At 39.9% G+C, this 25952-nt stretch carries 24 protein-coding genes, 1 tRNA gene and 1 pseudogene; 17 read left to right on the top strand and 9 right to left on the bottom strand.

All coding sequences use genetic code 11. The features are described from left to right. The first annotated feature begins 7 nt into the window (after window positions 1-7). Together lptF and lptG are read left to right on the top strand one after the other, a co-directional pair. Complete coding sequence (gene lptF, locus J9318_RS12060; RefSeq protein ID WP_210560145.1) at window positions 8-1132, top strand: LPS export ABC transporter permease LptF; 1125 nt, start codon at window positions 8-10, stop codon at window positions 1130-1132. After that, window positions 1132-2208: an LPS export ABC transporter permease LptG gene (gene lptG, locus J9318_RS12065; RefSeq protein WP_244731675.1), complete on the top strand. Its 1077-nt coding sequence runs from the start codon at window positions 1132-1134 to the stop codon at window positions 2206-2208. Before lptF ends, lptG begins: the two co-directional genes overlap by 1 nt. A 17-nt stretch (window positions 2209-2225) precedes the next feature. Here the strand turns inward: lptG and J9318_RS12070 are convergent, their stop codons facing one another. Continuing rightward, the gene (locus J9318_RS12070; RefSeq protein ID WP_210560146.1) at window positions 2226-2774 is read right to left on the bottom strand and encodes an RDD family protein; all 549 of its coding nucleotides are present in this window, start codon (window positions 2772-2774) and stop codon (window positions 2226-2228) included. Window positions 2775-2951: 177 nt separating this feature from the next. On the opposite strand from J9318_RS12070, the gene J9318_RS12075 reads away from it, so the two are divergent. Next, window positions 2952-3036 (top strand) — tRNA-Leu (locus J9318_RS12075). Window positions 3037-3122: 86 nt separating this feature from the next. Then, on the top strand, window positions 3123-3326 hold the full coding sequence (locus J9318_RS12080; RefSeq protein ID WP_210560147.1) for a hypothetical protein: 204 nt from the start codon (window positions 3123-3125) through the stop codon (window positions 3324-3326). Between the two features lie 172 nt (window positions 3327-3498). On the opposite strand, the gene J9318_RS12085 is transcribed toward J9318_RS12080, so the two are convergent. Together J9318_RS12085 and J9318_RS12090 are read right to left on the bottom strand one after the other, a co-directional pair. Further along, a complete protein-coding gene (locus tag J9318_RS12085; protein WP_210560148.1) occupies window positions 3499-4374 on the bottom strand; it encodes a hypothetical protein in 876 nt (291 codons plus the stop codon). A 28-nt stretch (window positions 4375-4402) separates the two neighbouring features. Beyond that, window positions 4403-4752, bottom strand: a pseudogene (locus J9318_RS12090) (transposase); the annotation flags it as partial. Window positions 4753-5005: 253 nt separating this feature from the next. On the opposite strand from J9318_RS12090, the gene J9318_RS12095 reads away from it, so the two are divergent. Then, the gene (locus J9318_RS12095) at window positions 5006-7363 is read left to right on the top strand and encodes a TonB-dependent receptor (protein ID WP_210560149.1); all 2358 of its coding nucleotides are present in this window, start codon (window positions 5006-5008) and stop codon (window positions 7361-7363) included. 13 nt (window positions 7364-7376) lie between these two features. Here J9318_RS12095 and J9318_RS12100 read toward each other — a convergent pair whose 3' ends face one another. Next, window positions 7377-8291, bottom strand: a complete 915-nt coding sequence (locus tag J9318_RS12100) for a LysR family transcriptional regulator (protein WP_210560150.1) — start codon at window positions 8289-8291, stop codon at window positions 7377-7379. A gap of 90 nt (window positions 8292-8381) precedes the next feature. On the opposite strand from J9318_RS12100, the gene J9318_RS12105 reads away from it, so the two are divergent. The 3 genes from J9318_RS12105 (at window position 8382) to J9318_RS12115 (ending at window position 12276) form a co-directional block, all read left to right on the top strand. After that, window positions 8382-9191: a class II aldolase/adducin family protein gene (locus tag J9318_RS12105; protein ID WP_210560151.1), complete on the top strand. Its 810-nt coding sequence runs from the start codon at window positions 8382-8384 to the stop codon at window positions 9189-9191. A gap of 198 nt (window positions 9192-9389) precedes the next feature. Further along, complete coding sequence (locus J9318_RS12110) at window positions 9390-11390, top strand: AMP-binding protein (RefSeq protein WP_244731679.1); 2001 nt, start codon at window positions 9390-9392, stop codon at window positions 11388-11390. 1 nt (window position 11391) lies between these two features. Beyond that, window positions 11392-12276: a bile acid:sodium symporter family protein gene (locus J9318_RS12115; protein WP_210560152.1), complete on the top strand. Its 885-nt coding sequence runs from the start codon at window positions 11392-11394 to the stop codon at window positions 12274-12276. Here the strand turns inward: J9318_RS12115 and J9318_RS12120 are convergent. After that, the gene (locus tag J9318_RS12120) at window positions 12273-13184 is read right to left on the bottom strand and encodes a LysR family transcriptional regulator (RefSeq protein WP_210560153.1); all 912 of its coding nucleotides are present in this window, start codon (window positions 13182-13184) and stop codon (window positions 12273-12275) included. The two genes, J9318_RS12115 and J9318_RS12120, sit on opposite strands and share 4 nt — an antisense overlap. 121 nt (window positions 13185-13305) lie before the next feature. On the opposite strand from J9318_RS12120, the gene J9318_RS12125 reads away from it, so the two are divergent. From J9318_RS12125 to J9318_RS12145, 5 genes are read left to right on the top strand one after another with little or no spacing between them, the layout of a single operon-like run. Then, entirely contained in the window at window positions 13306-14526 is a 1221-nt protein-coding gene (locus J9318_RS12125; RefSeq protein WP_210560154.1) for an acyl-CoA dehydrogenase family protein, read from the top strand. Between the two features lie 9 nt (window positions 14527-14535). Next, window positions 14536-15375, top strand: coding sequence for an SDR family oxidoreductase (locus J9318_RS12130; protein ID WP_210560155.1), 840 nt, complete (start codon window positions 14536-14538; stop codon window positions 15373-15375). Window position 15376: 1 nt separating this feature from the next. Beyond that, on the top strand, window positions 15377-16450 hold the full coding sequence (locus tag J9318_RS12135; RefSeq protein ID WP_210560156.1) for a phosphotransferase family protein: 1074 nt from the start codon (window positions 15377-15379) through the stop codon (window positions 16448-16450). Next, entirely contained in the window at window positions 16450-17148 is a 699-nt protein-coding gene (locus tag J9318_RS12140; RefSeq protein WP_210560157.1) for a histidine phosphatase family protein, read from the top strand. Before J9318_RS12135 ends, J9318_RS12140 begins: the two co-directional genes overlap by 1 nt. 32 nt (window positions 17149-17180) lie before the next feature. Continuing rightward, window positions 17181-17930, top strand: coding sequence for an SDR family oxidoreductase (locus J9318_RS12145; RefSeq protein WP_210560158.1), 750 nt, complete (start codon window positions 17181-17183; stop codon window positions 17928-17930). Window positions 17931-18346: 416 nt separating this feature from the next. On the opposite strand, the gene J9318_RS12150 is transcribed toward J9318_RS12145, so the two are convergent. After that, complete coding sequence (locus J9318_RS12150) at window positions 18347-18724, bottom strand: phage integrase SAM-like domain-containing protein (RefSeq protein ID WP_210560159.1); 378 nt, start codon at window positions 18722-18724, stop codon at window positions 18347-18349. Window positions 18725-19119: 395 nt separating this feature from the next. On the opposite strand from J9318_RS12150, the gene J9318_RS12155 reads away from it, so the two are divergent. After that, window positions 19120-20046, top strand: coding sequence for an endonuclease/exonuclease/phosphatase family protein (locus J9318_RS12155; protein WP_210560160.1), 927 nt, complete (start codon window positions 19120-19122; stop codon window positions 20044-20046). A 348-nt stretch (window positions 20047-20394) separates the two neighbouring features. Beyond that, window positions 20395-21930: a PAS domain-containing methyl-accepting chemotaxis protein gene (locus J9318_RS12160; protein WP_210560161.1), complete on the top strand. Its 1536-nt coding sequence runs from the start codon at window positions 20395-20397 to the stop codon at window positions 21928-21930. A gap of 88 nt (window positions 21931-22018) precedes the next feature. Here the strand turns inward: J9318_RS12160 and J9318_RS12165 are convergent, their stop codons facing one another. Further along, window positions 22019-22582 (bottom strand): CBS domain-containing protein, encoded by a 564-nt coding sequence (locus J9318_RS12165; RefSeq protein WP_210560162.1) that lies wholly within the window; start codon window positions 22580-22582, stop codon window positions 22019-22021. A gap of 57 nt (window positions 22583-22639) precedes the next feature. Next, window positions 22640-22948: a hypothetical protein gene (locus J9318_RS12170; protein WP_210560163.1), complete on the bottom strand. Its 309-nt coding sequence runs from the start codon at window positions 22946-22948 to the stop codon at window positions 22640-22642. Window positions 22949-23059: 111 nt separating this feature from the next. On the opposite strand from J9318_RS12170, the gene J9318_RS12175 reads away from it, so the two are divergent. Further along, window positions 23060-23764: a ZIP family metal transporter gene (locus tag J9318_RS12175; protein ID WP_210560164.1), complete on the top strand. Its 705-nt coding sequence runs from the start codon at window positions 23060-23062 to the stop codon at window positions 23762-23764. A gap of 64 nt (window positions 23765-23828) precedes the next feature. Next, on the top strand, window positions 23829-24038 hold the full coding sequence (locus J9318_RS14145; RefSeq protein ID WP_210560165.1) for a DUF2986 domain-containing protein: 210 nt from the start codon (window positions 23829-23831) through the stop codon (window positions 24036-24038). Window positions 24039-24088: 50 nt separating this feature from the next. Here the strand turns inward: J9318_RS14145 and J9318_RS12185 are convergent, their stop codons facing one another. After that, window positions 24089-25894, bottom strand: coding sequence for a fasciclin domain-containing protein (locus J9318_RS12185; protein WP_244731682.1), 1806 nt, complete (start codon window positions 25892-25894; stop codon window positions 24089-24091). Between the last annotated feature and the right edge of the window lie 58 nt (window positions 25895-25952).

Genomic DNA, 25952 nt, shown 5'->3' on the forward strand with positions numbered 1-25952 from the left:
TTTATGGGTGATAATTTTACGTTATTTAACCGCTGAAATATTTAAGTCTCAGTTCGCGGTTTTTATTGTTCTTATGAGTATTTTCATGAGCCAAACTTTCGTTCGTATTTTGGCTGATGCAACGGAAGGCAAAATTCCGGGTTATCTAGTGGCGTCTATTATTGGTTTACGCTTTCCGCAACTTGCCGCCATTATTCTTCCACTTAGTGTTTTCTTAGGCGTTATGTTGGCCTATGGCCGATTATATGCCGATCAAGAAATGAGCGTATTAAAGGCATGCGGTGTATCTGAATGGTACGTCGCCCGCGTCGCCCTTTTATTTGCCACTATAATGGCAATTATCGGCGGCTCAATCACACTATATTTCTCACCTATCTCAGCTGAATACGAATACCAAGTCCGTGAAAACGCAGCCGCAGAAGGGGTATTATCAACGTTAACCGCTGGACGTTTTCATAAAGCGGGTAAAGGCGACTCTGTTGTATTTGTGCAAGAAATTGAACGACGTAATTCTGAAATGAAAAAAGTATTTGTCGCACAGGCCAATGAAGATGGTGTTGAAAGCGTTGTGTTTGCACAAACTGGTCGACTTCAAGATTTACCAAGTGGTCAACAAGATCTTATTCTGTCTGCTGGGCACAGATATAACTTTGATGAAAATTCAGATTTACAACGCCTTAATTTTTCTCAATATCAAATTTTAATGGAAGAGCAGGCTGTAGAACGCAGAAGTCGAAATTTGGCTGCACAATCGACATTAGAACTTGTGAACTCTAAAGACGTTGAGTCTCAAGCAGAATTTCAGTGGCGATTAGCGATTCCACTTACTATTCCTATTCTAGCGCTCATTGCAGTACCACTTAGCTCTGTTAATCCTCGCCAAGGCAGATTTGGAAAAATTCTACCTGGGTTAGTCATTTTCTTTAGCTATTACATACTTTTATTGTTAGCTAAATCAGCGTTAGAAGATGGTAAAATCCCGCTATCTGTTGGCTTGTGGTGGATACATATTATAGGGCTGTGTACCGCCGCTATGATGCTAATGAAGGACCGCTCAAGTGGTGGTAAGCTCCGCCAAATTTGGCTATCAACTAAATCTAAAAAATCAGCTTCAAGTAAGGACAGCGTTTAATGTTTGGCATGACGATTATTGAAAAATATGTGGGCCGAACGGTGATGAGCTCAATCGTAGTGACCTTAGGAATTTTAGTTGGTATCAGCACCTTATTCAGATTCATCGAGCAGCTTAAGTACATTGGCCGAGCCGACTTTACTGCGGTTACCGCTGCCCTTTACGCGTTGTTCTTAATTCCTCAGGATCTCGAAGCCTTTTTCCCTATGGCTGCTATGATTGGCGGTTTAGTTGGTCTTGGGGCGCTTGCATCAAGCTCAGAACTTGTTGTTATGCAAGCTGTTGGTTTGTCTAAAGCGAACGTTGTAGGAGCCGTTTTAAAAACCAGTACCGTGCTTATTTTAGCAATGATGATTTTTTCAGAATGGGGAGTGCCAGCCTCAGTAAAAAAAGCGAACGAATTAAAAACGCAAGCAATTAGCGGTGGTGATATTTATGCTGCTGATGAGGGAATTTGGGCAAAAGAAGCTGACACTTTCGTTAATATAAAAGAAGTGACCGAAACAGGTGAGTTGTTGGGTGTGTCAGTCTTTAATTTCGATAATGAATTAAAGTTAACTCGACAGCTAAAAGCAGATGTTGGCACTTTCGAAAATGGTCAGTGGTTGCTTACCAACGTCATAATTAAAGAGTGGAAAGAACGTAATGTTGTTTCATCTCGCCAGGCTGAGTTCCCTTGGCCAACTGATTTAGCGCCAGATAAGCTTGGCATTGTGTCGGTTAAACCTGAGAGAATGGCATTATCTGAGTTAACCGATTACTTAAATTACCTAAATAAAAACGGACAGAACGCTAGTCGCTATGAGTTAGCTTTTTGGCGTAAAGTAATCCAGCCTTTTAACGTCGCCGTCATGTTATTACTTGCACTATCATTCATCTTTGGTCCCCTTCGATCTGTAACGATGGGCGCGAGAATTATTTTAGGCATACTTACCGGGTTTTCATTTTTCTTAGTGGATAGAGTCTTCGGCTCGTTAGCATTAGTGTATGAACTTCCTACTGCAATCGGTGCTTTTGCGCCAACCTTAGTATTCTTTTTAATCTCGATTCACTTATTAACGAAGAAGCAGAAGTAAGTGCCAATATATCAAGATTAAGGTTCGTTCGGATCTTCAATACCACGAAGATAAATCTGCTTATTTTGCTCTTTTGTTAACACTATCATTTCTGTTTGAGTAAGCTTATCTTGTAGGGATAACTTTTTCTTTGGGTTAAATATCAAAAAAACATTTCCAAGACCTAACAAAGAGAGAGCGGCTCTTTTAAACGCTCTCGATAACTCTACAGGTTTACCGTCAATGCGCTGTAATTTCAGACGCCAGGCTCTCATCCCAATAGTTTGCCCACCATCATGCCAAAACCATGCATAAAATAACCAAATCCAGAAAACCAGTTCTATTTGAAACCAAACTTGATCATTTAAATATGAAGAGGGATCGGAGTAATTAGTTAGATCGAACAATCCGAAGTCCGCGCCGTAAGAGACTGCAATTAAATTAACGATAGTTACTAGCATTGACAGTGCAATAACCGCTAACCAGTCATAAACCATGGCTGCGATCCTTTTAAAAAAACCGGCTCGGTTATTTGAAGTTGCTTTTTTTGAGTCAGTTTGAGAAGCGCTCGTTGAAGAGTCGGTCATAACACTTTCTTTTTCTTTATTAGTTTTAAATAGAGTTTAACAACAAAGCGCTTAACTCAAAATAGTTTTGTATTTATTGAGCAATATATCAACACTTGATGCATTTAGTTCATAAATAGCTTGCAGTTATAGTACTCACCGTTATAATTCTCATCGCTTTATAGCAAGCCAATCTGTGCCGGTGTGATGGAATTGGTAGACATGACGGATTCAAAATCCGTTGCCTTCGGGCGTGGCGGTTCAAGTCCGCCCACCGGTACCACTTCTCTTATTTAAAAAGAGAAAAATAAACCGACTACTCTGAAAAAGAGCGTCGGTTTTTTTATGCCTGAAATTTGGATAATAATCATGACGGACAGAATTACAGACAAACAAGTTCAAGAACTTACTAATCATATCGCTGACAAATGCGAAGCAATGGGCTTAGAGCCAGAACAGATAGTTGACGGTATTGCTAGAGCATTAATCGCGGCAGCTGACACCTTTGACTTTGCAGATCTAAACGTTGGTATTGATAACATTGGTACGTGTAAAGTCGAGCTGGTGGACTAATACCAGCTCGCTTTTGGACTGGAATGAATTATTTGAGTTTTGGCAGACTTATTTACTTTTTTGTGAAAAACTGGTCCACCGCGAATATTCATAGGGTTTACAAATTAGTAAAAATTTTGAATTATTCTGTCCAGTTATACACCACCGCTAATGTCTGTTTACTAGCAGCCCATTAACAGTAGTAACTTCTTAAACTATTAATCTTAGTCCAATAAGTTACCAAGATTAAATTTATGCTCACTATGGAACCTAGTGAACAAGTCCGCAGATATTTCTTGTTATTATTTATTAATTTATTTAATGCGTTTCCAATGAGCTTCTTGTCTTGGTCAGTAAAATCGTGCCTTTTTTCTCTTAATATAACTAACTTCAAAAACAAAGTATTTCTAGTTAATTTATCAGTACAGTTTAGCAGTGCCTTTATGTTGTTCGATAGGTCACTTCGATCTATTTCTAGTAACAAAAACCTTAATAGCATTTGCTCCGCGTCAGTTACGTCATCATCCAGTTTGTGAATTAAAAAACTCTTGAATCTGGGCTTCTTAGTCGCTAGGTCGTTGGACATCATTTCTTCAGCTACATTTGGTATTGAGGCCCTAATTACGGAAAACAAAACTCTAACGCTATTCAATATCTTTATTTTATCTCGCTCATCAATTCCTTCTTCTTTAAACTTTTTCTCAATAGTTGGAATTATATGAGGTAGCAAAATGTTTTCGTCTAATCTAGTAATATCAACTTTCATTGAAAACAAATATGACTTTAAGATCCGATCGAAAGTTGATACTACCCTCTCTCTATCCATCAATAGTTCTGTATTTCTAAATACCCGTGCAAAAAGGGATATTTCTTTTTTAAAGCGCGGATATTTGTTAGTAAAATCTTTATCCAAATTAGAAATGTTGGTAGGTTGAGATTTTTTTGTATTTAGAGGGTTACTAATATCTTGCTCACTATCATGCTCTTCTCTTGTAACCTTTCTATTTTCTATCTCCCTAGCAAGATCGTCACTAGTTGATGCTATATCCAGTAACGATATACTGGTCATGTCACTTAAGTCCGTTTCCTCAAGGTTTACACCATGTTTTAATCGGATATCTGGCTTTATGGCTCTGATTGAGTTTTTCGATTAATTCAAATTGTTCAGTGAGTCCGACATCAACAGAGCCGTAGCCTTTTCTAATTCAATGCGTTCTATTTTCTTTTCAAGCTCACGTATCTTAAGCTGCTCTGGTGTCATTGGTGTGGCTTTAGGCGCTTTGCCTTGCCGCTCTTCTTTTAATTGTTTAACCCATTTACCGATCGTTGAAAAACCAACGTTCATCGCCTTAGCTGCCTCTTCATGGGTGTAACCATGATCGACCACCAATTGTGCCGTCTCTAATCTAAATTCAGGACTGAAATTTTTACGTGACTTCTTAGGCATTATCTTCACCTAATACTGCTATGAACGAATCATAACATCCTCTAATTAGGTGGCCAAAATCACTATGCCACTACACTTGCATGAAGTGAATTTATTTAAGAGTTAAGAGAATTATTAATAATTTTTATAGTAGACAATTATAAGCATTCATTTTTATTTCCTTTGCCACCCCGACAAGATGATTGTTGCGCAGAAAATGCGCAATAAAAATACAAAAATAATAAAAGTACGTAATCATCTAGGGGAGAGGTACATGTATAAGAACTCAATTTTATTTAGAGCTATTCAGCTGGCTATTTTTACCACGTCGGCCACCGCTTTTGCCGAAGAAGAACAAACAAAGGGAAAAGAACAACAAACTGGGTTGGAGAGGATCACTGTTACTTCCAACAAAAAAGTACAGTCCATTCAGCAAATACCAACTTCCATCCAAGCTTATTCCGGAGAGCACTTGACTAAGAACAATATATCTAATTTATTAGATATGTCTGAAAGTTTGCCAAATGTACACATCACTGAATCTTCAAGTAGTAAACGAATTGTAGTTCGAGGTATAGGATCGGGCACTAACTCGGGTTTTGAGCAATCGGTTGCCATGTACAAAGACGGCATTTACTTGGGCCGGGGCCATCAAGCCAAATTTCCATTTTTGGATATGCAAAGGATAGAGTTAGTAAAAGGACCTCAAGCTATTATGTTTGGTAAAAATGCCACGGCTGGGGCTTTGAGTATGATCACAAACTCTCCTACAGATGAGTTTGAAGGGGAAGTGAGTGCAACTATTGGTTCAAACAAACAACGAGAGTTCAGTGCAGTATTGAATTTACCTGTGACTGATGATTTTGCTTTGAGGTTAGCTGCATTTAACAATTCGGAAGATGGATATATTTACAATCAAGCACGTGATCAAGACGAAGTAGATACGTCTTCTAGTGGTTTTAGGCTATCTGCATTGTGGCAACCAAGTGCTAGTTCAGAATTTAATTTTAATATTGAGCAAGGGCAGTTTGACTCAAACGGCTCTCGTTATCAGTACATCATTGATGAAGAAAGTAGAGGGCTACAAATTGCAGCCGATCCAACAAATCCGGCGAATGTGGGTTATCGAACGCTGTTATTAGCAGATGACTCAGGTTTAGATTATACCAGTTCGATTTCAGGTGCTTTCCACCCTGGTGGGTTAGACGAAGGCAGTGACACCGATTTGCTCAATTCAAGTCTTCAATATGTATATTCTGGTAATGACTATGAGTTTACCTCTGTCACCACTTATAGTGAGTACGATTGGGATTCTGTATTTGACGCCGACTACTCAGAAGTTTCTTTGATCAAACAAACCTACATAGAAAACTACGAGCAATTTACTCAGGAGTTCCGAGTAAGCGGAGCCTTGGCAGAAAACTTAGATTACGTAACAGGCGTTTACTTTCTCCACAGTGAGATAGAACACCCTAATGATGTGTTGTTAGGGGCTTCTGTGCTTATTCCAGATCTACCTGGAGTCTCCATTGGTACAACGGCTCAGTTTGAACAAGAGCAAACCAGCTATTCCGCATTTGCTGCGTTAAACTGGACTTTGTCTGATCAATGGAAATTAAATTTAGGCCTTAGGTACCAAAGTGAAGATAAAGAAGTCACCAGTGAGCAAGGTGTTTACACCTTATTTTCTGAGCAAACTCCAGCGCCAATACAAGCTTATGCAAACTCTATAGCGCCAGTATTAGCGACGAGTTTATCAGGAGCCGGGCAACACAAGTTTTCAGCTGAACGTTCGGAAAATCATTTATTGCCAAGTGTCAGCTTAGAATTTCACGGCTTTGAAGATACTTTAGTCTTTGTCAGTGCTGGTAAGGGGGCAAAAGCTGGTGGTTTCGATGGTTCAGGTTTGAATGCTTCAATGGGGTCTGCTCCAGATCCTGATTCTGGTTTTGAGTTTGAAGACGAAGAAGCGACGAACTTGGAGTTTGGCTTTAAGTCTGAGTTGATAGATCAAGTGTTAGAGTTAAACGCTACCGCCTTTTATACCAACTATGAAAACCTGCAAGTCTCTGAGTTCAACGGTAAGGCCTTTGTTGTAAACAATGCCGCAGAAGCAAAAGTTAAAGGGGTTGAGTTGGATGCGCGTTGGTACATCAACGACAACTTCGACTTAACCTCTAGTTTCGCTTTATTAGACTTTGAATATGACAAGTTTACAGGTGCATCACCTACGGTTTATCAAGCTGAACTATTAGGCATGGCAACTCAGGATCTCTCTGGCGAAACAGGGGCATTTGCACCTAAATATTCTGGCAACGTAAATTTGAACTATCACTTAGATATGGCTGGTGGTTACCTACTCGATACCACTTTATCAGTGCAGTTTACAGACGATTTTTATCTTGAGCAGGATTTAGACCCTATTGCTCATCAAGATGCTTATCAGAAATTGAATCTTCGAATTGAGTTAACAAGCCCAGAGGGTGACTTTTCGATAGCGTTACTGGGAAAAAACTTAACCGACAAAACGACATTTTCACAAGCAAATGATGTTCCTGTCTTGAGCTATGCTCATCGTTTTCTAGTTGAAGCACCTAGAAGTGTCCATTTACAAATGAACTATAGATTTTAGTTTTTAGTCGATGTTATTTGGGCAATTTGAGCTGTTCGCCAATGTCGAACAGCTTCTCTCTCATCCAAGTATTAACTGGGTCTTGTTCTGCTTGTTTGTGCCAGTACATATGGACAGGTAACACAGGTACTTCGAATGGAAGGGGGATAACTCGAACCGGCATTTCTTGCTGTAGAATATTGGCATAAGCATTAGGCATAGTCAGTAACATATCGCACTGGCTGATCACACGGGTGGCTGCAAAGTAGTGCTCACAGCGCAGTGCAAACTGTCTTTTTTTTCCCAGTTTAGCCAAGGTCATATCGACTAAATCTACTTTTGAATCTTTTAACGTGACGAGTACGTGTTGCGCTTTTACGTAATTTTCCATTGTTGGCTCAGCCAAAATGGGATGGTCATGACGACAAATCAACGAAAAACTCTCATTACAAACGAGTTGATGTTTAATGTTATCTGAGGTTGGTGTTAGTACGTCAATAACGATATCTAACTCTTGCTGTTCTAAGGCAGCTTCCATTTCTAAGCGTGTTGTTTGACGGCTATTTATCGTGATGTTTGGCGTGTTGGTCAGTAAATCTGTGACTAAGGTTGGAAAGAAAATCGATTCTAAAATATCTCGGAAACCAAACTTTATTTCCCTAGGGTATTGACGAATATCAAAGTCACTTTGCGGTATTAACGTTTCGTTGAGTATTGCTAAAGCTTTCTCTACTTTTGGTATGATCTTTTGGCAATAAGTTGACGGCACCATTTTTCGGCCATGGCGAATAAACAATGGATCGTTAAAACTATCTCGCAGTCTTGCCAGAGCATGACTCACAGCAGGTTGAGTAAGATGTAGCTTATTTGATGCGGCGGTTATTGAGCCTTCCTGATAGACGGTTTTCAACACTAAAAACAAATTTAAATCTATCTTACTATGCAGCATATTTATATTAGGCCATTAAATTACATCACTTTTATTAGTCTTGTTGATATTTAGACTGAAGTCAATCTTATTAAAATAGAGACAACGATCATGCAACAAGACTCAATCGAGCAACAAGTACTAAAAATGACGGTGGGGAGTGACAAGTTCAATGTGCCGATGCCGCCAAAGTTTACCGACTTAGAACAACAGCGTGAATATGAGAAACAGCGCTTAGCCGCAGGCTTTAGAGTTTTCGCTAATCACGGCTTTGACGAAGGCTTAGCTGGCCATATCACAGTGCGCGATTGCATTGAACCTGAAACATTTTGGGTTAATCCGGTTGGCGTACATTTTTCACAAATTAAGACGTCAGACTTAGTGCGTGTTACACACGATGGCAAGATCATCGAAGGCAATATGCCAATCAATAATGCAGCGTTTGCTATTCATTCACGAATTCATGCAGCAAGACCTGATGTGAATGCGGTAGCTCATGCGCACACCACTTATGGTCGTGCTTTTTCTGCATTAGGTCAGTTGCTGCAACCTATTTCTCAAGATGCATGTCTGTTCTACGAAAATCACGGTTTGTTTAATACCTTTACTGGTGTGGTTGCTGATTTAGAAGAAGGTGACTTAATTGCCGAATCATTGGCTGACCACACAGCTGTAATCTTACAAAACCATGGTTTGTTAACCGTAGGTAAGTCGCTTGATGCTGCGGTCGCAAATTTCTGTATGATGGAAAGTTGCTGCCAGAGTCAGTTATTAGCTCAATCGGCTGGCGACTTACAACTGATCGATCACGATACGGCGATCAAAACCAAGCGAGCCAATGGTTCAGAGCTAGTAACATGGGGCAACTTCCAACCTCTTTACCAAGTTGTATTGAGACAAGACGACAGCTTTTTGAAATAAAATAATAAAAACAAAACCTTAACATAAGTCTGCTTGAGGCTAGTCTGAATAAAAAACATAACAATGCACTCCGAGGTAGATAACGCATTTAGCTCGGAGTCAAACAGCCTAGTAATACCTCAGCACAGATAACGATTAAAACAACTTATGTAGAGCGGTAGATGAAAGAGAACAAAGTGATTTTACTGAGGAGAGGGTATGAATCAAATCGACATTACAGGTGTGCGCACATCAGATGACATTGGATTGTTAGACACGTCATCAATTACGGAGCAGAAACTGCCAAACTCTCTGTATCGAGCTATTAAAGAGTCGGCACAATATTGTCCCAATCAAATCGCAATAAAGTACATCCTCGATGGTGATGTTATCAGCCAAGACAAGATCCCATTTGCTAAAAAGGTCTTGCATAAAGCCATTAAATTATTAAAAGGGCAGGAATATGCTGCCCCTTATCGAGAGGTAACTTATTCGCAATTAGCCAACAAGGTGACTCAAACTGCAAATGCCTTGAGAAAATTAGGTATTAACCGAAAGGATGTAACTTCGATAATTATGCCTAACTTTCCAGAGACTTATTACACTCTTTGGGGGGCTTCGACAGCGGGTATAGCCAACCCGATAAACCCATTATTAGATGCCAGCATCATAAAGGAGATAATGTTGTCATCGAATACCAAGGTACTAATCGCATTAGGGCCTCTACCTGGCAGCGACATTTGGCAAAAAGTATTAGCCATTAAAGATGAGATCCCTAATTTAAAAGCAGTGATCAGTGTATTTGGCAAATCAATTCCTGCTGATAAGCAAAACAAGGTTCCAGTGCTGAGCTTCAGTGATTTATTAAAGCAAGAACAAGCCGAAGAGTTAGAATTTGAAGAGCCTAACCAAAGAGATATTTGCGCTTACTTCCACACTGGAGGTACAACAGGTCTACCTAAGTTGGCCCAGCACACGCACTTAAACCAGTTAACTAATGCCGGTCAGGTGAACTTGATCTCTCCTGTATCACCGGGTGATACCATTTTTGTTGGATTACCTATATTCCACGTTAATGCTGCGGTGGCGACGGGAATTGGTCCAATAATGAATACCTCGACTATTTTGTTAGCGGGACCTGCGGGGTATCGCGGCAAGAATGTCATGGCTAACCTGTTAACACTGATAAAGAATTACAAAGTTAGCCTAATAATGGCGGTACCTACTGTTTACGCAGGGATACTTACTGAGCTTGAAAAGCGCAATGAAGAGAATTTTAGCTTACCGGATCTTAAACTGGCAATTAGCGGCGCGGCTCCACTTTCTAGTGAGTTACAAAATAAGTTTATCCGTGAAACGGGTATTAATTTGATTGAGGGTTATGGCTCAACAGAAAGCTCTTCTGTTTGCAGTTTGATGCCGGTAAGAAGCATAAATGAAGAAGCTTCTGTTGGTCTGATTATTCCAGGTATGAAAGTAGCAACCGTTGAGATAGGTAGTGACGACCAATTAATTAAGCAATGTGGCGTTGGCGAGGTTGGAGAAATTGTTATTGCTGGCAATAACGTATTCCCCGGATACTTAGATGAAGCTCACAATAAAAACTTATGGGTCACACTGGAAGATAACATTAGCTACGTGCGAACTGGAGATTTGGGACGTTTTGATAAACACGGTTATCTGTCTTTAGCTGGACGTAAAAAAGAACTGATCATTCGAGGCGGCCATAATATTGACCCTAAGATGATTGAAGACACAGCGATGAAGCACCCAGAGGTTCAGTTGGCGGCGGCAGTACCTCGTCCTGATACATACTCTGGTGAATTGCCTGTTCTTTACGTCACAAAAACACCAAACAGCACAATAACCAGCGAAGAGTTAATGGTGTTTATGCAAAAGCAGACACCAGAACGTGCAGCTACTCCTAAATTGGTTAACATTATCGAAGAAATGCCTTTAACCGCGGTAGGAAAGATTTATAAACCTGAGTTGGTGTGTGCACAAATTACCAGTGTGGTAACCCAAGAGGTTGCAAAGATACTCGATAAAGAAGATTTTAAGGTTTTGGTCACTATAGACAAAAAACTTGGTATCAAAACGATTATTGAATTATCAGATGAAAAACAAGAGGAAACAGAGAGACAAGTTAAACAGCAATTGGTTGGGTATGCTTTCAAATACCAATTGCATTTTATGTCCACAACAACACAGGCGGTTTAGCATGAGTAATTCAGTCATTATGGATATATTTTTACCTATTGCTCTGGCCTTGATCATGTTTGGTATGGGGCTTGGACTAACGAAACAGGACTTCACTCGGTTGTGGCTTACGCCTAAGCCTGTATTAGTAGGTCTGTTTGGCCAGTTGATCCTGTTACCAATTATTGCTTTTGGTATTTGTGTTTGGTTTGAGTTACCGCCTGCTTTAGCAATTGGAATGATGATCTTAGCTGGAAGTCCAGGCGGCACTATGTCTAATGTGTTGAGTCAGTTGGCAAAAGCTAATCTAGCCTTATCGGTTACCTTAACTTCCATCTGTACTTTAGTTTGTGTTTTTACCACACCTTGGTTGATTCACTTTTCTATTCAACATTTTGCTGAGCAGAACGCGCCGGAATACTCTTTGTTAGGTACTTCTATTGGACTTATTGCGATTACCCTTATACCTGTTTTACTAGGCATACTTGTTAGGCAGTTGAAAGCAGAATCAGCAATTAAATACGAAGTGCACTTTCGACGCTTTTCCTTATTTTTTATGATCTTAATGATAGTTGCATTGATGATAAAAGAGCGTCACTTACTGGTTAGTTCATTCGAACAAGTGTTTGCAGCCAGTATGACTCTCAATCTGTTGTCTGTGGTTGTTGGAGCCTTGTTAGCAAAGTCATTTTTATTAACGGATAAAGACGCACTGACTTTAGGTATTGAAGTTGGGATCCAAAACGCAACTATGGCGATACTTATCGCGGTCAGCTTTTTACATGAACCTTCATATGCCATAACGGCAGGGGTTTACGGTTTGACCATGTATTTGGGGCCATTGCCGTTAATTTACTGGAAAAAGTTTAAACAAAAACGCCAAGCGCCTCAGGTTGTGGCTGACTAACCTGAGGCAAAAGCCGCTTTTATTCTTTCTCTAAACCAAGTTAGTGCTTCATCATTGGAACTGCTTTGATGCCAATATAAGTGAGTAATTACTTTCGGTAGTTCAATTGGCATTTCTAATACCGCTAGATCTGAGTCTTGGATCTGTTTGGCGATCATGCTGGGCAACGTCAGCAGATAGGGACTTTGTTTTAGCATGAGTTTCGCGGTCTGATAACTTTGACAGCGTATATCTATCTGCCGGTTTTCTCCCTGTTCTAACAAAGCATAATCCTCAAGCACTCTGCCTGTCGCTCGACTGGAAACGGCAATGTGCTTTTGGGCTAAATAATCTTTAGCTGAGAGTCTGTTGGCACAACTGTGTCGTTTGTCCATAACGACACAATATTCATCACTAGATAATATTAGGTGTTCAATAGGCAGTTTGATTGGTAAAGCAATGTTTATTGCCGCATCGATTTTTTTGGCGGCAAGCTGACGTGTAATATCTTCTCTAGGTGTTCTGACACTGGTGAGTTTTATTTTAGGCGCTTGTGCTAACAAGGTTTTCTGCAGTTTAGGGAGAACTATTGGCTCCATAGGTTCAGGTTGAGCCAATCTAAATGTCTGTTGTGATTCTGCTAAATCAAATTCGCCACAACTTTGTAACACCTGTCTAAGTTGGACAAGTGTTTCGATTAATTTAGGTGCGAGCCTCTCACACGCTGGAGTTGGAATCATCTGACTGCCTTGTCTAATGAATAATTCATCGCCAAGTGTCTGACGCAATCGCTTCATCGCGTGGCTAACGGCTGAAGGGCTGATAAACAAACTCTTAGCTACCGTAGTCATATTGCGTTCTCGATACAAAAACTCAAACACTTTTAACAAGTTTAAATCGAGTTGTTGGATTTTATTTGGGTCAATCATTTAGCTAAAACCAACTCTTTAATGTGATGAATTATATTCACAATAGACTATCAATATACTTCACTTCATTCACTTTGTTTTTTGCTTTAGTCTGGTTTTATTCACTTAAAGGAAATCGATTATGAACTTTGAACCAAGTGCGAAGAGCCAAGAGTACTTAGCTAGACTAAAAGCCTTTATGGCGGAACATGTATATCCAGCCGAACAGGAAATTTTAGCCACCAATCGAGCGCTAAATGAAACCGCTGATTGGACTAAATGGCAGTTACCACCTCAAATAAATGAGTTAAAACAAAAAGCAAAAGCCGCAGGTCTTTGGAATTTGTTTTTGCCTGATGCTGAACTCGCCGAAGGTTTAACTTGTTTAGAGTATGCCCCGTTAGCCGAAGAAACTGGCAGAGTCTTTTTTGCTCCGGAAATATTTAACTGCAACGCACCTGACACAGGAAATATGGAAGTCCTTTATCACTTTGGTAACGACCAACAGAAACAAGAATGGCTAACACCATTATTGGCTGGGGAAATACGATCGGTATTTGCTATGACAGAGCCAGATGTTGCCTCATCAGACGCGACAAATATGCAAGCAACCATCCAAGAAGATGGTGATGAGCTGATATTAAATGGTCAAAAGTGGTGGAGTACAGGTTTAGGTCACCCAAATGCAAAGGTTGCTATCTTCATGGGGTTGTCTAATCCAGAAAACGACAAGCATTCACAACACTCTATGGTACTGGTGCCGCTGGATTCCGAAGGTGTTGAAATCAAACGTATGCTGACAGCTTATGGCGACTATGATGCACCTTATGGCCACGGCGAAGTGTCGTTTACTAATGTAAGAGTGCCAAAAAAGAATTTGATCATGGGGTTAGGTAAGGGCTTTGCAATTGCTCAAGGCCGTTTAGGTCCAGGCCGAATTCATCATTGCATGCGAGCTATTGGTGCAGCGGAAAGAAGTTTAGAGTTGATGATAAAACGCGGCATGGAACGCGTGGCGTTTGGTAAACCTATTATCAAATTAGGTGGCAATCTAGAACGAGTAGCACAGGCTCGTATGGCAATAGATCAAGCGAGGTTATTAACCTTACACGCCGCTTGGAAAATCGATACATTAGGGGTTAAACAAGCAATGACTGAAATATCGAGTATTAAGGTTGTGGTGCCTAATATGTTACAACAAGTAAGTGACATGGCGGTGCAAATATTTGGCGGAGCTGGAGTTTGTTCAGACCATCCTGTAGCCAGCTTTAACCAGATGGGACGTATCCTTAGGTTAGCCGATGGTCCTGATGAGGTTCATATGGGCATGGTTTCTCGCTTAGAGTTAGCAAAGTACAAATAGGTAATCGTGATGAAAAAGACCCGTTACTTGATCACAGGTGGCGCTTCCGGGCTAGGTAAATCCTTAGCTTTAGCACTGGCCAAACAAAATCAAGCTGAATTGAAAATATGTATTGCCGATGTAAACGATGAGCGTGGTGAAGCGGCTGTTAAAGAGTTAACTAACCTTGGTGCAGAAGCTTTTTATCAACGTTGTGATATCACCGATATGCAAGATGTTTCTGAATTGTATAATGCTGTTAATACTAAGTGGCAAGGCGTTGATGTAGTTTATAACAATGCTGGAGTTGCGACAGGAGGTTCGCTGCAAAGCGAATCTATTGAGCAATGGCAGTGGATTTTGGATGTCAATTTACTTGGTATGGTGCGGGTTAGTCAGGTGTTCCTTGAGGGCTTTAAAGCCCAGGGACACGGACATTTCGTAAACATAGCGTCACAAGCAGGGTTAACTCCCATACCTCTAATGAGTAGTTACAACTCCGTAAAGTCGGCTGTAATTGCTTTGTCTGAAACAATGAAATTAGAGCTTGCTCAGTACAATGTCGATGTGAGTGTGGTTTGTCCGAGTTTCTTCAAAACCAACCTAGATGAGTCGTTGCGCACGTCTGAAGCATCGGTCGGTAATTTGATGAATAAACTGTTTGAGAGAGCGAAGCTTTCCTCAGATCAGGTTGCACAAACCATCGTGAACAAAGTTAACCAAGGTCAGTTTTTGATCTTAACTCACAAAGAAGGCATTAAAGCTTATCGATTGAAAAAGTTGATGCCTATCAATTGGTATCTATCCATGATGTTAAAACAAACTAAGGCTTTGTTAAAAAAGGGCCAGTCGTTAAGCAGGGAACAATAACATGAATCAAGCTATTTTAGACCAAGCCAAAGCCGTGCGTACAGGTGAAGAGCTTCCTACAGATAAAATAGACAACTGGTTGAAGCGAACTTTACCTCACTTATCAGGGGTGCCAGAGGTAACTCAATATTCCGGAGGCGCGTCAAATTGGACCTATTGTTTAGATTATGACGATACTTCCCTTATTTTACGCCGGGGTCCAGAAGGAACAAAAGCAAAAGGCGCACACGATATGGGACGAGAGTATCGTCTGCAAGAAGCGCTTCAGCCGGTTTATCAATACGTGCCAAATATGCTGGCCTTTTGTGATGATAACGATGTCGTTGGTGCCGATTTTTATGTAATGGAAAAGTTAACGGGCATTATTCCTCGAAAGAACTTACCTAGAGGGCTAACTACTACGCCTGAAAAAACCGAACAACTGTGTAAAAACGTTTTGGATTGCTTGGTTGAACTGCACAAGGTTGATTACAAAAAGGCTGGATTGGATCACTTAGGTAAAGGCGTAGGATATACCCAACGTCAAATAGAGGGCTGGTCAGAGCGTTATACTAAAGCGAAAACATGGAATGTGCCTTCCGGAAAGTTTGTTATTAATTGGCTAAAGAACAACATGCCTGAAAATGAAACCATTTGTTTAACCCATAATGATTTCCGTTTTGACAATGTCGTTTTAGACCCAAATGATTATACCAAGGTGTTGGGGGTACTTGATTGGGAGTTAGCTACGTTAGGTGATCCTTTGATGGACTTAGGTAATACGCTAGCGTATTGGGTTGAGTCGGATGATGACTTCTTGGCACAGGGAAGTCGACGCCAGCCAACTCATTTAAAAGGCATGTTAACTCGCAAGCAAGTCGTAGAGTATTACTGTGACAAGATGGGAATAGAGGTAAACGACTTCACCTTTTATGAGGTTTATGGTTTATTCAGATTAGCTGGAATCGTCCAGCAAATTTACTATCGTTATCACCATGGGCAAACGAATAACCCTGCATTTAAACACTTCTGGGTATTTGTTCATTATCTATTACACCGCTGCAAAAAAGCGATCAAGGCACAAGGGCGTAAATAATGGCTGCGATCTATTTAATAAGGCATGGCCAAGCTAATACCAAGTCGGCTGACTACGATATGTTGTCTGACTTAGGTAAAGAGCAAGCTAAACTAATAGCTCAACCCTTGGCTGATAAATGTATCTCCCCCGATTCTTTAACTATAGGTGGCATGAAGCGGCACCAACAAACCGCTGACTTAGCCTTGTCATCTTGCCAAGTTGATGCCGATAAAGCGTTGAAAGATATAGGTTGGAATGAGTACGACCATCAAGCCATTTTGGCGGGGTTAGACGAGAGATTGAGAACACCTGAAGGTATTCGGCAGTACTTCATTGAAAACAATCTGCAAAAACATCAATTTCGCACTGTGTTTATTGAGGCCATGCACAAGTGGATGAAATCTAACAATTGCGAAATTTATCCTGAGTCTTGGCAAGAGTTTTCCAATAGGGTTGAGAAAGCTTTCGACTCTGTTTTAGACAAGGTAGAGCAAAACCACTTTGTCTTCACCTCTGGTGGCCCAATTAGCTTAGTTGTTGCTAGATTATTAGGACTTGATAAAGAACAGTTTATGACGATTAACTGGAATTTGGTCAATGCTGGCATAACTAAAATATTAGTGAATAAACAGACAGGGCAATTGAGTTTGTCCTGTTTGAATGAACATACAATCTTTGACAAAGAAGAGCACAGAAACAAGCTCTCATACACTTAACTTCAGCTGTAAATACTAAAAAGAGAAATCACATGTTGAGAAAGAATATTTTAATAACGGGTGCAAGCTCAGGGCTAGGCAAAGGCATGGCAATTGAATTTGCCAAACAGGGAGCTAATTTGGCTTTGTGTGCCAGACGAGTCGAAAGGCTTGAAGATCTTAAAAAAGAGTTGGAGCAGGTTAACCCTAATATCAAGGTTTATATCGACAGTTTGGATGTAAACGATCACGAAGCCGTATTTACTGTCTTTGAAAAGTTTAAGCAGAAAATGGGGTCATTAGATAGAGTGATCGTAAATGCAGGTATGGGAAAAGGAGCTTCTATCGGTACAGGTTATTTCCATGCAAATAAACAAACCGCAGAAACTAATTTTGTCGCTGCCATTGCGCAAGCAGAAGCGGCAATGACTATTTTTAGAGAGCAAAATGCTGGCCATTTGGTGACGATTTCTTCCATTAGTGCGGTAAGGGGATTCCGCCGAGCAATGACTGTTTACGCAGCAACAAAAGCGGCCATTACGTCATTGTCTGAGGGAATAAGAATTGACGTGATGAATACGCCAATAAAAGTGAGTTGTGTTCATCCTGGATTTATCCGAAGTGAGATTAACGAAACGGTGGAAAAAGTCCCATTTATTGTAGATACAGAAACGGGGTGTAAAGCCTTGGTTAAAGCTATCAATAAAGAAAAAGCCAACAGTTATGTACCATCGTGGCCGTGGGCAATTTTGCAGTGGGTACTACGAATTGCACCACTTTTTGTGATCCGGAAAATGAGCTGATTTTAACGTTCTCATTTATATCCCATTCTAACCGTTCTTGCACTTAGCTTGAATAAATCCTATGGAGCTCTTTTGAATAATTCTCTGCTAGCTGAAGTTAACGGGCGTGATTCATAATTCTATTTTCAGGTTTGAACCCAATCAACCAAAAATCGGATGTTATTAAACGTTTTGCCAAACTCTATACTTCTAAGCTCTCCGTTTCATGTGAATGGTTTGCGAGGTGAAATTTTGACTTTATCAATTCGGTAACCTCTTAGTTTTGAAGAATACTTATCGGCCGATAATTCTTCTTCAAACATGGCTGGCACGACATGGCTGTAATGCTGTTCTATCATGGCGGTACTGGTATCACATTGTTTTGCCTTTACGCACTTTGATTTTAAAACGAACGTTATGGTCTTGCCGTGTCATTTCTATATCGCCCCAGTAAAAGCCGCCCTTCTCGTTCCAACCTCACCACCTTTAGATGTTAAAACTGGAACTTGTGCAACAATCATCCACTTGCGATCAATAGCTTCCTTGAACACCATTTGCAGTGCAACATTGTGAGTCATTAAGGTGGACTTTGATAATTGCCTGCCATTTTGCTCAAAGCGCCATTTGTCAAACAATCGTATTTTGTCTTGGTCGATCGAAGTAACAAATAGTTTGCCAAAATACGGGATGTGATATTTATCTAACGCCTGAATGTAATCTTTATAACTTACCTTGCCAGCTTTCAAGTCGAGTTGATTTTGAAGGTAGACGTAGAAGCCGTCTACTATGTCATGTCGTTGAATTTGTGTTGTCATAAATTCCAATATGACAGCGAGATGTTGATTTGCAAAGTGTTTAAAATTGCTCTGTAAGCGTTGATTTTATTGACATCAATTTAGACACTTTGTATTCAAAATCCGTTGCCTTCGGGCGTGGCGGTTCAAGTCCGCCCACCGGTACCACTTACTTATATTTTTACTATGAGTAAAAGCAACCGACTTAATCAGCAATGAAAGTCGGTTTTTTTGTATCTATTTTTTATATCCCACCCGCAATTCAGCCATAAAAATAGGCTATTCACGGTTTTTTCAGTCTTGTTTATATTTAGTTGTTATAGGATTACTTTCTCAATTTTTACAATACGAAATTTGTTTAGAAATAGTCTTTTATGATTTGCTAATTTTATTTTACTGCCTGGAAATTAATTAAAATGAAAAACTTTGGTCGTTGTATCTTTGCTACTTTGCTATTGTCGACAGTCTTATCCACTAGTGTTTTAGCTAACAAAGAAACTAATGTCGCTTCTCTAAAACAATTCGAAGTAGCGACATGGAATGTTGAACATTTAGCTTTTCCGATAAATCAAGGCTGTCGCCCAAGAGACGCGCGAGAGTTCAATGAACTAAAAGGCTATGCCAATTCATTAACAGCCGACATTATTGCATTTCAAGAAGTTAGCTCTTATGAAGCAGTCGAGAATTTATTCCCTAGCTCCGATTGGCAAATATTTGTATCACAGCGAGCTGATACCAAATCATACGACTGTAGAAAGTCTGGCTTTAAATCAACACAACAAAAAGTGGCTTTTGCGGTCCGAAAAGCACTCAATGTAAAACAAATCACCACTCTTGATGAATTTGGTATTGATAACCCAGGATTACGTCATGGGTTAGAACTAACGGTAGAATCATCACTTGGTGACATTACGATACTAAATGTACATATGAAAAGCGGTTGCTTTGTTGATGACTTTACAAAAAAAGACTCCCGAGCATGTAAAACGTTAGCAAAGCAAGTGCCTGTGCTCGATGGATGGATTGAGAAAAAAGAGAAACAAGGAACACCCTATATTGTTTTAGGTGATTTTAATCATCGCTTGTCAGCAAAAAATAATTACCTTGCGGATATATTGAAAAACAATTCAGACAACTCTGCTTCGACAATGCAATTAACAACTCAAGACTCAGTTGGTTGCCACCCTCGTTATCCGGCTCCTATCGACCATATCATCTTGGGTAATGTAGACCCATCTAGCGTCAATAAAAAAGTCGTTGTCTACCCATATAAAAATATGGATCCTAAAGCTATGTTGAGCGATCACTGTGCCGTTTCGTTGTCGATAACGCCTGTCAAATAAGCACCTCTCTTAAAATAACATGCAGATCGGCCAATGGCTGGTCTGTGTGTGTTTTGGCTTCACAATATATTTAGAGTCTTATAACCAACAGACAAGATGTATAAAGTGAGTTCGACCTATCGAACAGTGCCATTATTAACCACTTATCATTAAAGTTAGTCTTTTGAGGCATTCTTCTATTATTTTTATCAGAATAACAGACCATGCCAATTCTCAATTTTTGATATAAAACACGGTCGCTAAGGTATTTTCTTACGCGGTTTATTTTTAAGAATTTCAAGCAAGTTAAAAAATCTACGTCTACACTTTCATGGTCTAATTCAAATCAAACACACATTAAATAGGCTTATGAATAAACGAAACACCCAAATCATTAATGAAGAAGTCACTTTTTCTGACAGCGAAGAATTAGTCTCTACCACCGACTTACGCGGTGTTATAACCTACGCAAATGATGCGTTTTGTCGAGTTTCAGGCTTTAGTTACGATGAGTTGGTGGGTAAAAACCATAACCTAGTCAGACACCCAGATATGCCAAAAGAGGCCTTTGCTGACTTATGGAGCAATGTACAACAAGGTCGCTCATGGCGTGGCGCCGTAAAAAACCGTTGTAAAGATGGCCGCTATTATTGGGTTGATGCGTTTGTTACCCCTATTTACGAAGGTGGGAAAGTTATAGGTTTTCAATCGGTTAGAACCAACCTAAACAAAGATTTAAGAATATCTGCTGAATCTGCATATTCAAAAATGAAAGCTGGAAAATCTGTTACTAATCCACTTGATTTATTTAACACTCGACTTACGATTTATGCAGTGCTTGCTTTGGCGTTGATCTACGTAACAACCATAGTGCCTCTTGCGGCTATTGGTTTTCTAATTTTACCTTTTATCACTTTTAAGCATGAATTAATCGAGTTCCCACAGCTTAGCGAATCAATAAAAAAACAGTCGGATAGTATTTCTCGCCTTATTTACAGTGGTAATTCAACACTTAGTAGCTTTGACTTCCAACAAAAAATATTAAAAGGTAAGGTTAATACAATTTTAGGCAGAGTTTTAGACAATAGCTCAGAGCTAAATCAGCGAACTCATGAGCTTGAAAAAGCTTCGCACTTATCAAAACAAGGTGTTGAGCGCGAAACTGAAGAGTTGCATTTGGTATCTACTGCAGTAGAAGAAATGGTAGCGACTATTGATGAAGTCGCTAAAAATACCACTAGTACTAACGAAAAAGTTCGATTCGCCCATACAAACTGTGAAAAAGCGAGTTCAGTCATGGGCGAGACCATGGTTCAAGTTAATGCGCTTGCCGTAGAAGTTTCTAAATCAGCCAATTCCGCGACTGAATTAGCCAGTGAAGCAGAAAAGATTGGTGGGATTATGCAAGAAATTCAGGGCATTGCTGACCAAACAAACTTGCTAGCATTAAATGCTGCAATCGAGGCGGCTCGTGCTGGTGAACATGGACGTGGTTTTTCAGTAGTCGCTGATGAAGTAAGAGCGCTTTCAAGTCGGACCCATGGCGCAACAGAGCAAATCCAAAAATCAATTTCTGAAATTCAATCTGTTTTACTCTCATGGTCAGACATGATGGATAAAGGTAAGGACTCTGCTGAAGTCTGTGTTTTAAAAGCCGAGCAGTCTCAAACAATGGTACAAGAAGTATATCAGTCGATTGCTGATATCTCGGATCTTGCTATTCAAATATCTACAGCTGCAGAAGAACAAAGCTTAGTGTCACAGGAAATAAGTCAAAACATCATTAACATTAGTGACGCATCTCAAAATAATCTAACACAAGCCGAATCAGTCTTATCATCAAGTTCAGAGATAAGTATCCGAACGGAAAAATTAGCGTCTATGGCACTGACTTTTAAAGAGTGATCATAAAAAGCGAGAGCCTCCCTACAGTGACTCATAATCATGGTAGGTCTCGCTTTTGCGCATTAAACTAATTGATTTAAAACTAGTCTTATAAACTATTAATCACATCATAAAGTTGAACAAATGAAGTCCTTGCCGCTAAATTAATCGGTAGGTGTAACTTCCTCGCGATGTCACTTGACGATATTACACCTCTAATTTGATGAAGACTTCTATCAACAACCAAGCAATGCCTTAACCCATAGCTTTGCAGGGCTATAACAACATCGTTTACCTTCGCTGTTTGTAGCTCATCAAAATCAAACGCATGCAAGTTATATTTAGACTGCATCAAGTCTCTTACCAGTATCTCGTCTCGACGATTGCCATTGGCTACCTCAGAAACAATTCGCTGTTCATTTAGTTCGTTTGTGCTGATCAAGCCTAAAAAATCCTCTTGAGACGAAACCACAATTTTCATTTGTACATGCGCTTTTTTCATTAATGCAAGTGCATCAATAGCCTTTGTATCACCACTAATGACCAGAGGCTCATGTTCACTAAAGTCCGTAAAAATATCTGTTGCGGGTGATGCTAATGTGGTTTTCTCGTAGATGTCTGGGGTGACAATATTGTCAAAATGTTCAATATTATATAAATGTAAGTTTTTCATATGTACCTCTAAGGCACTCGATGAGTGCTTAAAATTAATTAACGTAAAAATAATTTATTAATTTAGAGGTGAAACTGGTGGTGCTCTTACCTTTTGGAGATGATAGTTGCGTTTATTCGACTTCGGAAAAATAGTCGGCAATAAAGTATGAGGTACGGTACTTTTGTTGAACGATGAATCATCACTTATAAATTCATCTGGCTCGCCGTCATTTAACTCTAACTCTTCACAAGCTTTTTCTAATGCGCTTAACTCTATTACATAACTAACATCATAAAGTGATGTGTTTTTAGCGCGCACTTCCGTATCAGCAACAACAAAGTTACTAAGAACGGTAAAAATAAACGCTAAAATATAGTTATTCACAATAATGCCCAGTGATTTACACATTAATTTATATTTGGGACAATTTTTAAACTTTCAATGTCTAAATATTAAATATAGATTAATAACACCATAGCCAAATAATAATTACGAATGCTTTATATAACATTACTTACGTTACTCGCTGGCTTAGCAATCCCATTAGGGGCCTATATCGCGAGCATTAGATTCTTCACCAAAGAAAGACGAGAAAACGAGTTTCGGCATAGCGTTATGGCTTTTGGTGGTGGCGCACTATTGTCTGCAGTTGCGCTCGTTCTGGTTCCGGATGGCATCCGACATTTGAGTATTATGATGAGCAGCTTCTGTTTTATCATTGGCGGCTTGTTTTTTATGTTTATTGACATTCAGCTAAGTAAAACTAAAACCTCAGCCAGTCAGTTAACTGCAATGTTGACCGACTTTATACCTGAGTCACTTGCGCTCGGCGCTACTTACTCTGTAAGTACCGGCAGCGCTATTTTACTAACCATATTAATAGCATTACAAAATATTCCAGAAGGCTTTAATGCGTATAGTGAGCTTAAAAGTACTAGCAAATATAGTCGCAACAAAATCATTAGCTTGTTTGTTGTCTTAGCATTGATTGGTCCCATATTAGGTATATTGGGTTTTATTTGGTTGGTCGACTTTCCAGATGTGGTTGCAGGTATTATGTTATTTGCCGCCGGAGGTATTCTATATTCGGTTTTTCAAGATATAGCACCACAAGTTCCATTGAAATATAGCCACGCGCCACCTATTGGTGCCGTTCTTGGTTTTTTGTTAGGTGTAATAGGCCATATGCTTACTCTTTAACCGCATATCCTTTGTAGTCTATAAGATTTATAATAGTCCTTCTTAACCGCGGATTGGCAATAACATGAACAGAAAAAAGAAAATTAATGAAACGCTTAAACGAAAAGCAAAAAAAATGAACGACAAGCGAAACCCAAAGAAAAAAGAAAGGTATATAAGTAAAGCTGAGCGAGCTAAGTTAGAAACAATAAAAAGTGAAGATACTAATCAAATAGATACCGACATGGGTGGTGTTTTTAATGAGAGTAATTCACAAGCTTTTGATAAAGAATAAAAAGCCCAACCTAAATATTTAAGCTGGGCTTTTACTAGTTAAAGAATTAACTAATCAAGTACTACGGTATCAATGACATGTATGATACCGTTTGTGGTGTAAATATCTGTAATGATGACATTAGCACCACCAAACTGCAGCATTCTGGAAGTTGGGTCAATCGAGACCGAAATCTCATTACCAGAGGCCGTAGGAACGGTTCTACCATTTGCTGCGTAAGCGGCCACCGAGTTAACCTCCCCACCGATAACGTGCTGTAACAAGACTTCTCTTAGTGCTTCAGTGTTTGCTAGTAGTGCTGATAACTCAGCGCTGTCAATCTTGTCAAACGCATCGTTAGTTGGTGCAAATACTGTAAATGTAGCCTCTTCATTCGCTAATGTATCCACCAAGTTTGCAGCGGTTAAAGCATCCACTAATGTTGTAAAGCGCTCATCAGCCACTGCAACATCAACTATACTCTCTGTTGGTTCACCAGCGTCTACAGGCGGCATTAGCACAGTATCAACTACATGAATAACACCATTATCCGCCATGACATCAGTTGCGGTTACTAACGAGTTATTTACGTATAAAGATGAGTCAACATAAGATAACGCCAGCGCGTCCGTATTTGCAGTTGCAACTTGGTTTCCTGAGGTTTGCGCAGCTGTAATAGCCGCATCAGACATAATGCGACCTGACAACACATGGTATAACAGAATGTCCGATAACTTTTCAGTATCAGCGAGTAGTGCGTCGACCGTTCCCTCTGGTAATTTAGCAAAAGCATCATCATTAGGCGCAAAAACGGTGTAGTTTGTATCAAAATCGCCTAATGTCACGTCCAGGCCGGTTGCTTGTAATGCTGCCACCAGCGTCGTGAAATTACCATTCTCAATTGCTACATCTACTAAACTCATTGGTGGCTCTGGTAATTCAACATCACCTATGACAACAGCATCAATTACATGAATCACACCATTAGATGCATACACGTCTTTTATAACGACGTTAGCGCCACCAAACGTAATAACATCAGATGATGAATTAATTCCAACAGGAATACCGACTTGCGCGGCAGTTGTCGCCTCAGTGCCGTTTAGTGTGTAGGCTGTGACCGAATCAACTTCAATACCGGCAACGACGTGTTGAAGTAAGATACTAGCTAATACATTGGGATTGTCTAATAAAAGCGCGATGTTTTCTTCGCCAACCATTTCAAATGCAGCATCAGTTGGGGCAAAAACAGTAAATACGGCATCTGGATCTGCAAGCACAGTGTCTAGCTGAGTCGCTTCTAGAGCAGCTACAAGGGTTGTAAAACGACCGTCCGCTACGGCTGTCTCGACAATATTACTTGTAGGGTTGCCTTTAGCTGTTGGTGGAATCAATACAGCATCAATAACATGGATGATGCCATTGTCTGTTTGAATATCTGTGGTAACGACTGTAGCGGTATTGACCAACAGGTCATCGCCATCTAATGATAATCCAACAAAATCACCATTCACCATTTCTACTTCTGTGCCAACCGCATTTAGCGCTGCACTCGCAGCGACTTGGCCGTTAATCACATGGTAAGTAAGTATGTTAGATAATGCATCTGCATCTGCTAATAAAGCGTTTATTGTATCTTCCCCTAAAAGCGCAAAGGCGTCATCTGTAGGTGCAAATACAGTAAAAGTAGCGTCAACGTCTGAAAGGGTTACATCAAGACCTGTGGTCTGTAGTGCAGTTACTAGCGTTGTAAAATTACCGTCTGCAACCGCTACATCAACGATGGTTGAGACTGGCTTGTCATCATCATCGTCACTGCATGCTGAAAGTAAAAACACACTGCAAAGTAAAATCAATAGAGCTTTTATTTTAATCACTTTTTTATTCCTTATGCGTATAGTTTGCCCAATTTTTACGCACTATTATTTTTCAACG

It is taken from the genome of Psychrosphaera aestuarii, from assembly GCF_017948405.1.
Classification (GTDB): Bacteria; Pseudomonadota; Gammaproteobacteria; order Enterobacterales; family Alteromonadaceae; genus Psychrosphaera; species Psychrosphaera aestuarii.

Bases quoted from the DNA above. Each gene is read 5' to 3' on its own strand.
- J9318_RS12115 (WP_210560152.1), top strand. From the start codon at position 11,392: ATGAGTAATTCAGTCATTATGGATATATTTTTACCTATTGCTCTGGCC.
- J9318_RS12125 (WP_210560154.1), top strand. From the start codon at position 13,306: ATGAACTTTGAACCAAGTGCGAAGAGCCAAGAGTACTTAGCTAGACTA.
- J9318_RS12150 (WP_210560159.1), bottom strand. From the start codon at position 18,724: ATGACAACACAAATTCAACGACATGACATAGTAGACGGCTTCTACGTC.
- J9318_RS12130 (WP_210560155.1), top strand. From the start codon at position 14,536: ATGAAAAAGACCCGTTACTTGATCACAGGTGGCGCTTCCGGGCTAGGT.
- J9318_RS12105 (WP_210560151.1), top strand. From the start codon at position 8,382: ATGCAACAAGACTCAATCGAGCAACAAGTACTAAAAATGACGGTGGGG.
- lptG (WP_244731675.1), top strand. From the start codon at position 1,132: ATGTTTGGCATGACGATTATTGAAAAATATGTGGGCCGAACGGTGATG.
- J9318_RS12110 (WP_244731679.1), top strand. From the start codon at position 9,390: ATGAATCAAATCGACATTACAGGTGTGCGCACATCAGATGACATTGGA.
- J9318_RS12080 (WP_210560147.1), top strand. From the start codon at position 3,123: ATGACGGACAGAATTACAGACAAACAAGTTCAAGAACTTACTAATCAT.
- J9318_RS12135 (WP_210560156.1), top strand. From the start codon at position 15,377: ATGAATCAAGCTATTTTAGACCAAGCCAAAGCCGTGCGTACAGGTGAA.
- J9318_RS12085 (WP_210560148.1), bottom strand. From the start codon at position 4,374: ATGACCAGTATATCGTTACTGGATATAGCATCAACTAGTGACGATCTT.
- J9318_RS12120 (WP_210560153.1), bottom strand. From the start codon at position 13,184: ATGATTGACCCAAATAAAATCCAACAACTCGATTTAAACTTGTTAAAA.
- J9318_RS12070 (WP_210560146.1), bottom strand. From the start codon at position 2,774: ATGACCGACTCTTCAACGAGCGCTTCTCAAACTGACTCAAAAAAAGCA.
- J9318_RS12160 (WP_210560161.1), top strand. From the start codon at position 20,395: ATGAATAAACGAAACACCCAAATCATTAATGAAGAAGTCACTTTTTCT.
- J9318_RS12145 (WP_210560158.1), top strand. From the start codon at position 17,181: ATGTTGAGAAAGAATATTTTAATAACGGGTGCAAGCTCAGGGCTAGGC.
- J9318_RS12095 (WP_210560149.1), top strand. From the start codon at position 5,006: ATGTATAAGAACTCAATTTTATTTAGAGCTATTCAGCTGGCTATTTTT.
- J9318_RS12155 (WP_210560160.1), top strand. From the start codon at position 19,120: ATGAAAAACTTTGGTCGTTGTATCTTTGCTACTTTGCTATTGTCGACA.
- J9318_RS14145 (WP_210560165.1), top strand. From the start codon at position 23,829: ATGAACAGAAAAAAGAAAATTAATGAAACGCTTAAACGAAAAGCAAAA.
- J9318_RS12175 (WP_210560164.1), top strand. From the start codon at position 23,060: ATGCTTTATATAACATTACTTACGTTACTCGCTGGCTTAGCAATCCCA.
- J9318_RS12100 (WP_210560150.1), bottom strand. From the start codon at position 8,291: ATGCTGCATAGTAAGATAGATTTAAATTTGTTTTTAGTGTTGAAAACC.
- J9318_RS12140 (WP_210560157.1), top strand. From the start codon at position 16,450: ATGGCTGCGATCTATTTAATAAGGCATGGCCAAGCTAATACCAAGTCG.
- J9318_RS12165 (WP_210560162.1), bottom strand. From the start codon at position 22,582: ATGAAAAACTTACATTTATATAATATTGAACATTTTGACAATATTGTC.